Annotated in this window: 6 protein-coding genes; all 6 read right to left on the reverse strand. The window is 70.8% G+C overall.

What is annotated here, in order from left to right; all coding sequences use genetic code 11:
• On the reverse strand, window positions 1–246 hold a 246-nt coding region (locus AC1D12_RS18585; protein ID WP_477842140.1), incomplete at its 3' end, for a hypothetical protein.
• Window positions 230–1,324, reverse strand: a complete 1,095-nt coding sequence (locus tag AC1D12_RS18590) for a glycoside hydrolase family 99-like domain-containing protein (protein ID WP_477825262.1) — start codon at window positions 1,322–1,324, stop codon at window positions 230–232. The genes AC1D12_RS18585 and AC1D12_RS18590, both read right to left, overlap by 17 nt.
• 3 nt (window positions 1,325–1,327) lie before the next feature.
• Window positions 1,328–4,057 carry an oligosaccharide flippase family protein gene (locus AC1D12_RS18595; RefSeq protein WP_477842142.1) on the reverse strand — a complete coding sequence of 910 codons (2,730 nt, stop codon included), beginning with the start codon at window positions 4,055–4,057 and terminating at the stop codon, window positions 1,328–1,330.
• A complete protein-coding gene (locus tag AC1D12_RS18600; protein WP_477825260.1) occupies window positions 4,054–5,319 on the reverse strand; it encodes a glycosyltransferase family 4 protein in 1,266 nt (421 codons plus the stop codon). Before AC1D12_RS18600 ends, AC1D12_RS18595 begins: the two co-directional genes overlap by 4 nt.
• A complete protein-coding gene (locus tag AC1D12_RS18605; RefSeq protein WP_477825259.1) occupies window positions 5,306–6,640 on the reverse strand; it encodes a hypothetical protein in 1,335 nt (444 codons plus the stop codon). Before AC1D12_RS18605 ends, AC1D12_RS18600 begins: the two co-directional genes overlap by 14 nt.
• Window positions 6,640–7,588: glycosyltransferase family 2 protein (locus AC1D12_RS18610; RefSeq protein WP_477842144.1), on the reverse strand; the 949-nt coding region annotated here is incomplete at its 5' end. The genes AC1D12_RS18610 and AC1D12_RS18605, both read right to left, overlap by 1 nt.

Genomic DNA, 7,588 nt, shown 5'->3' on the forward strand with positions numbered 1-7,588 from the left:
GCCGAGCAGCTTGCGCAGCGCCCGGTCGACCAGCCCGAGCGCGCCCGGCCAGGTCGGCGTCGCGCGCGAGAAGCTCAGGCTGCAGCCCTGCTGCAGTGCATGGTGATAGCCGTAGGGCGTCGCGTCGGGCACCTCGCCGCGCGCATGGCGCTGCGACCAGGCGACGACGTCCAGGTGCCGCGGCAGCAGCACCGTCACGCGCAGGGGGCCGGCGGCGGAGGCAGTGGCTTCAGGGGACGAAGACATCCTGAATCCTCTCCAGGTACTGCATGCCGAACTTCTTGGTCGGCTCGATGATCGAGCCCTCGCCGTATTCGTTCCAGCAGCACAGCACGCCGATGCGCTTGGTGCGGTCGGGGTTGGCGTCCATCACCGCCTTGCCGGCGCGCAGGTGGGCCTCGAAGCTGGCCGGCGTCGACACCGAGTCGTCGTGCCCCGGCTGCTTGCTGCCGCCCCAGGGCCGGCGGTCCCAGCCGGCCGTCATCGGCAGGAAGTACGGCAGCTTGCTGTTCTTGACGATCCAGTTCCACTGCATCCGGTAGTACTGGTCGAGCTCGGCGTAGCTCTTCGAGTACGGCGTGATCGTCGAATCCTCGCCGGCGATGCCGAAGTGGTAGTTGTAGGCCGAGATCGCATCGAAGCCGCCGTTGAACGCATAGTCCTTCACCCAGAACTGCGAGGCCACCACGCCGAGCACGAAGTAGATGCCCGGCAGCCCGGCGGCGCTGGCGCGGGCCCGGGCGCGCGTCAGCATCGCCGCGGTCGTCGTCTGCATCGCGGTCGCCTGCGCGCGGAACACGTCGGGCGAGAACACGAACATCACCGGCTTGTTGTCGATGCGCAGGTACTCCGGCCGCTTCATGTGGTTGGCGATCCAGAAGTCGACCAGCGCATCCCACTCGGCCAGCGTCTTCGGCTCGGCCGTGTGGTTGGCCCACATCAGCGTGTACTTCACCTTCGAGCGCTGCGCCGAGGCCTGGTAGGCGAGCACCGCGGTCTGCGCCGCCGGCTTCGCGTTCTCCCAGTACCAGTCGAAGATGATGAACGAGATGCCGGCGTCGGCCATCCAGCCGATCTGCCGGTCCAGCGTGACGGCCTTGTCGTCGCGGTACCAGCCGAGCATCGGCTCGCGGTCCTGCGCGAACGGCTTGATCGACGACCAGGTGTCAGGCTCGGACGGACCCTTCACGCCCGGCGACCAGCCCGGGTAGTAGTACATGCCCAGTTGGTACGGCGAGCCGGCCGGCCAGGCCGACCAGGGCGCGGCCCCGCAGGCCAGCGCGAGCAACATTCGAAGAAGGAAACCGCGGATGCCTGCGTTCATGGCTCATGCTCCCAGTTGAACGGCGAGGGCCGCCGAGGCCAGTTGCTCGACCGCCGGGCGGCGCGCGCGGATCTGCGCGCGCGTCACGTCCAGCGCGTCCAGGCGCGCGCAGACGCAGCGGTACAGGCTGTCCGCCTCGCAGACCTCCAGCGGGCTCAGCAGCGATTCCGCGCCGAGCCCGAAATGGCGCAGCGCGCCGGCGAACTTGCCCTGGTACTCGACGGCCACCACCGGGATGTCGCGGCCCAGCGTCGCGATCATCAGGTGCATGCGCCCGGTCAGAACCAGGTCGAAATGCTGGCAGCACTGCTTCACGTCGGCCGCGGTGTACGGGCCCTGCGCCAGCAGCACGCGCGGCTGCACCGCCGCCGGCAGCCGCGAGAACACGTCGGCCAGCATCTCGGGGTCGCTCGCGTGCGGGCGGAAGTCATGCGGCACCAGCACCACGCGGGCGTCGCGCTCGGTCACCAGCCGCGCGATCGCGGCCGCCGAGGCCGACACCGCCTGGTCGCGCTGCGCGGCCGTCAGCAGCTTCAGCGAATGCGGCGACAGGTTCCACGCGATCACCGGGCCCGGGCGGGGATCCTGTTTCAGCCAGGTGGCGACGCTGCGCTCCAGTTCGCTCGCCGGCGACGGCTCCAGCAGGAAGCCGAGGTCGGCCGTCAGCTTCACGCGCTCGCCCACCAGTTGCGCGACCCGCTCGCGCGACACCGCATCGCGGCACAGCAGCGTGACGCCCTGCGGCAGCTTGCGGAACGCGCCGGCCATCGCCGGGTCGGGCCGGTCGTTGAAGCTGAAGCTGCACACCATCGCCGGCACGCCGCGGCGCGCCGCGAAGCCCGCCACCTCGAGGCGCAGCATCGATTCGAAGCGCGAGTAGAAGCCGTCGAGCACGTCGGCGCCGATCACGATCAAGGCGCGCGCCTTCGCGAGCTCGTTCGCGACCGCACCGGCCTGGCCGAGCCGGCCCCACAACGGCATCGCGGTGAAGGCGACGTCGCCGCCGACCGGCATGTCCACGCCGGGCCGGCACAGCACGCGGGCCGATTGGATGCCGGCCTGCTTCAGCAGCGAGGTCAGCCCGCCGACCAGCGCCTGGTCGCCGACCGAGCCGATCATCGAGTAGGCGTCGGCGATCACGATCACCACCTCGCCCGGTTTCGCCGGTTGCGCCGCGAAGGGGCGCGCCAGCAGCATCAGCAGCCGGTAGGCGCGCACCATCATCCCGTCGTTCAGGCGCACCACGCCTTCGAGGAAGCGCACGCCGGCTGCGCCCACGGCGCCGGGCAGCCGCGACACATGCTTCAGCAGCACGCGCGGCATCAGCGCGACGATCAGCAGCGCATACAGCGCCGCGCTGATGCCCAGGCTCATCACCGATCCGACAACGGGGTTGACGCGGCTCTGCGCGAAGTTCGCGATGGCGAAGCCGACGGCGGCAGCGAGAACAGCGGCCAGCACCGGCTTGGCGATCTGACGGATGATGGGCATGGCAGGGATCTCCAGGGAGAGTCGGATGACGCGGAAAATGATGGGCACTGCCGCCATCTGGCCGAACAACAGGCTGGCGGCAACGCCCGCGGGCCCGAAGGGCAACAGCAAGGGCAATACCAGGAAGCTGCAGGTGCAACGCACGATCCCGACCTGCACCATCGCGCCGGCTGCACCGGTGGCTTGCACGGCCGACGAATACAGCAAGGCGATGGTGCGCAATGCACCCAACAGGCACAGGATCTGGAACGGCGCGACCGCGTCGTGCCACTGGCCACCGAACACGGCCGGCACCAGCACCGCACCGGAACCGGCAGCCAGCAGGAAGGCCGGCACGATGAAGGTCGCGGCCATCAGCGAGCGCGTGGCGATCGCATCGAGCAAGGCCTCGCGGTCGACCTGCGCGCGCGCGAACACCGAGATCGATGCATCCCACAGCGGTGCGGCGAGCAGCTGCGTCGCGGCGAGTTGCGCACGGGCGGCGAGCGCGTAGTTGCCGAGCAGGGCGAGGCCCATCTGGCGGCCGACGACGAGTTCGACGACGCGCGTCTCGGCCAGGTCGAGCAGCTTGACGAAGGTGATGCGCGCCGAGAAGCCCGACAGGTCGCGCAGCGCGCCGCGGTCGAAGGCCCAGCGCGGGCGCCAGGTTTCATGGCGCCACAGGATCACGGTGCCGGTGACGTGGAAGCACAGCTGCTGCAGCACGAAGGACCAGACGCCCAGCCCCATCAGCGCCGCGACGATCGCGACCGCGCCGCTCAGCAGGTTGGCGGTGGCGGTGCGGCGCGCGAGCGTGCGGTAGTCGAGCGAGCGGCGCAGCAGGCCGGCCGGCACCGCCGACAGCGCCATCAGCAGGAACACCGGCGACAGCGCCATGATCACCGGCTGGATGCCCTGGCTGTCGAAGGCGCGCGCGAACAGCGGGGCACAGGTCAGCGCCAGCAGCGCGAGCACCAGGCCGCAGGCCATCGTGGTCCAGAACGCGGCGTTGATGTGCTCCGGGCTCAGCGCCGCGCGCTGCACGAGCGCATGGCCGAACAGCTGCTCGACGAAGATCTCGCCGAGCGTGAGGAACACCATCGCGACCGCGAACGCACCGAACTCGGCCGGGCCGAGCAGGCGGGCGAGCGCGAAGAACACGACGAAGGTGATGCCGCGCGCCGCCCAGTTCTGCACGTAGGCCCACATCGTGCCGCGCGTCGCCGACATCTTGTGCTGGCTGTCCAAGGGAACATTGCTCATGCGGCGACCTCGCTCAGCGAAGCCTTCACCGTCGCCAGCACGCGCTCGCGCCACGAGCGGGCCGAGAACGCGACGCCCGCGTGCTGGCGCGCCGCTTCCGACAGCCGCGCGCGCAACGCGTCGTCCGACAGCACGCGCACGATGTGGTCGGCGAAGGCCTGCGCCTCGTCGGCCACCATGGCGTGGCAGCCGTCGAGCGCGCCGGTGCCCTCGACGCCGATGCGCGTGGACACCACCGCCGAGCCGGCGAGCATCGCCTCGACCGTCTTGATCTTCACGCCGCCGCCGCTGACCAGCGGCACCACGGTGACGCTGTTGCTCGCGTAGAACGCATGGATGTCGGGCACGAAGCCGCTGAACTCGATGCCGCTGCCGTCACCGGCCTGCGCCGTGAGTGCCGCCGGCGGGTTGCGGCCGGCGACCACGAAGCGCGCCTGCGGCATGCGCTCGCGCACGCGCGGCCAGATGTCGCGCAGGAACCAGGCCATGCCTTCCAGGTTCGGCTGGTGGCCGAAGCTGCCGGCGAAGCCCACCTGGTTCGCCACCGCCGCGCCGTGCGCACGCTGCAGCACCTGCTCGTCGGCCAGCGGCAGGCCCATCGACAGCGCGCGCGTGGCCGGGTTCAGCGCCTGCAGCACCTGCGCATCCTGTTCGGACAGCGTCAGCGCCGCGGCGAAGCGCGGATAGTGGCGCGCCTCGTAGCGCGCCCACGCGACCCAGTTCAGCCAGTTGCGCGGGCCGGGCGCGCGCTGCGCCTGCCGGAAGCCCGACAGGCTGTAGGCGTCCTGCACGTCCATCACGCATGGGATGCCCTCGCACAGTGCGACGTACTGCGCCATCTGCGGGAACTGGATCCACACCACGTCGGGGCGGAAGCGCAGCAGCATCGCGCGCAACGCGGATTCCATCGCCGGCGTGCGGCACAGCCGCGCCAGCTCCGGCTCGCCGAAGGCGAGCGAACCGAGGCGCGCGCGCAGCACCGCGCTGCGCTCGATCCGCAGCGGCACGCTGTCGACCTCGGCGCAATGCGTCTTCAGGCTCGCGAGGTCGCGGGCCTCGCGTGGATCGGCATCGGCGCCGCCGGCACCGCGGAAGCCGAGGAACGCGACCGTCGCGACGCCGGCCAGCTCCTTCAGCTGGGCCCAGCAGAGGGCGGCACCGCCGTTGGCGGACGATTCACCGTAGAGGAAGGGCGCGAGCAGCAGCACGCGCGGGGCCGGGGCGGCCGTCGCCGCGGGAGCCGGCGATTCAGGCAAGTTCATGCGTGGCGAGGGTGGACTGGTACAGCGAAGGCGCGCGAGGCGGCGCGAAGACGGCGGCATGGCCCTGCATGAAACGGCCGAGCAGCGTGAAGACGAACAGGAAGAACACGACGATGTCGGGCTCGAAGTTGTACGGCAGGAAGAACGCGCAGACCGTGAAGCCGATCAGCACCGACCACTGGCTGCGGTGCACCCACAGGCCCGACAACATGCCGGCGATCGACAGCATGAAGAGGCTGCCCAGCGGCAGCCCCATGTCGAAGAACACCGCGAGGAAGCTGTTCTCGACGTTGTAGAGCGTGCCGCCGAACAGCGCGGCGCGCGCCCCCACCGTGCCCTTCGGGTAGCCGAGCCAGGCGTAGTCGTCCAGCGACTCGATCGCCATCACGAAGGACTTGTGGTGGCCGACCATCGACGGGTCGGTGCCGCTGAAGTTGAGCAGCGCCCAGCGGCTGACCGCGCCGTCGCTGTAGCTGTCGAGCAGCAGCAGCGCCACGCCCATCAGCGCGACCGACAGCGCGCCGGCCAGCACCATGCGCGTCAGGTTGGCCGGGCTGAACAGCACGCCGCCGGGCACGCAGGCCAGCACCAGCGCCGCGGTGCCCAGCATGATCGCGAGCCAGCTGCTGCGCGAGAAGGTGAGGGCGACCGCGAGCAGCGCGAACACCAGGGCCGCCACCACGACGGGGCTCGGCACCGGGCGCGGCTTGCGCGAGAACAGCACGCCGCCGACCAGCAGCGCATACAGCCCGAGCGCGAGGCCCAGCGAGTTCGGCCCGGTGGCCGGCAGGCCCATGCGCAGCCAGGTGCCGCCGGCGATGTACCAGGCGCTCGCGAGCGGGCCGGTGCCGGTGTCGTCGCCCATCAGCGTGCGCAGCAGCCGCGGGCTCAGCTCGACCGCGGCGAAGATGCCGAAGGCGGTGAACACGACGAGCAGGCCGCACCAGAAGCTCATGCGCAGCAGCGCGCGCACGTCGTCGTCGCTCGCGCGCAGCACGATGCCTTCGAGCGCCACCGCGAACAGCAGCGGCAGCAGGTAGATGCGGGCGTAGTACAGGCCGGGGATGTGGCGGTCGTCGAAGGCGGCGACGAACACCGTGGCCGAGATGGCTGCGATGCACAGCAGCGCCCACAGGTAGAAGCCGCGCGCCTTGAAGACATCGGTGCGGCTGATCGCGAACAGCACCAGCAGCAGCAGCAGCCCGTCGCGCAGCGGCGGGATGATGTTGGGCACGTGGGCCATGCCGAGCAGCGTCTTGCCGAACTGCGACAGCAGCGACACGAAGGCGATCAGGCAAAGCAGGCGGCCGGCCGTTCTCATCATTTCCACCACGCAGCGAACGACTGCTGCGCCGCGTTGAAGTAGCCGTTGCGCTTGTCGCGCTGCAGCGCGCGGCGTTCCGCGTTCTGCGACAGCACGGCGCGGCCGGCATGCGCCAGCGCCTTCGCCGAGAACACCACGCCCAGCGACAGCGCGAGCCGCGACGCCGCGCCGCGCCCGAAGTGCTTGGTGACGAACAGCAGGTACGAGCGCAGCGTGCGCAGCACGGTGGCGCGGCCGGCCCAGGCCTTGCCCGCGCCTTCGTAGTGCGTGACGGTCACGTCGGCGCGGTAGCTGGCGCGCAAGCCCAGCTGGCGCACGCGGCGGCCGTAGTCGACGTCCTCGCAGTACATGAAGAAGGCGTCGTCGAGGCCGCCGAGCCGCTCCCACACCTCGCGCCGCGTCGCGAGGCAGGCGCCGGACACCCAGTCGACCGACGGGTTCGATTGCGCATAGAACGCCGGGCGCGTCTGCACGCGGCGGAACACGTCGGGCGTGCGCCACTGTTTCTCGAGCCCGAGCCACGACAGCGCGATGCGCGCCGGCGTGTGCTCGAAGCCGACCGAGAACTGCAGCCGCCCGTCGCCGTACACCAGGTGGCAGCCGGCCACGCCGACATCGGGCTGCAGCGCCTCGTCGACCAGCGCGTCGAGGCTGCCGTCGCAGCGCGTGTCGTTGTTCAGCAGCAGCAGCACGCGGCCGCGCGCCTCGGCGGCGGCGCGGTTGTTGCCGCCGGTGAAGCCGAGGTTCTCGCTCGATTCGATGTAGCGGATGTCCGGCCGCGTGCGCAGGAATTCCTGGCTGCCGTCGACCGACGCGTTGTCGATCACGATGATCTCGGCGCTGTGGCGCGTGAACGCCGCGCGCGCGGTGTCCAGGYAGTCGGGCAGGAAGCGCAGGCCGTTGTAGTTGACGATGACGACCGAGACGTCGGGCGGGTTCATGGGC

The organism is Rhizobacter sp. P1_G5 (genome assembly GCF_056405435.1).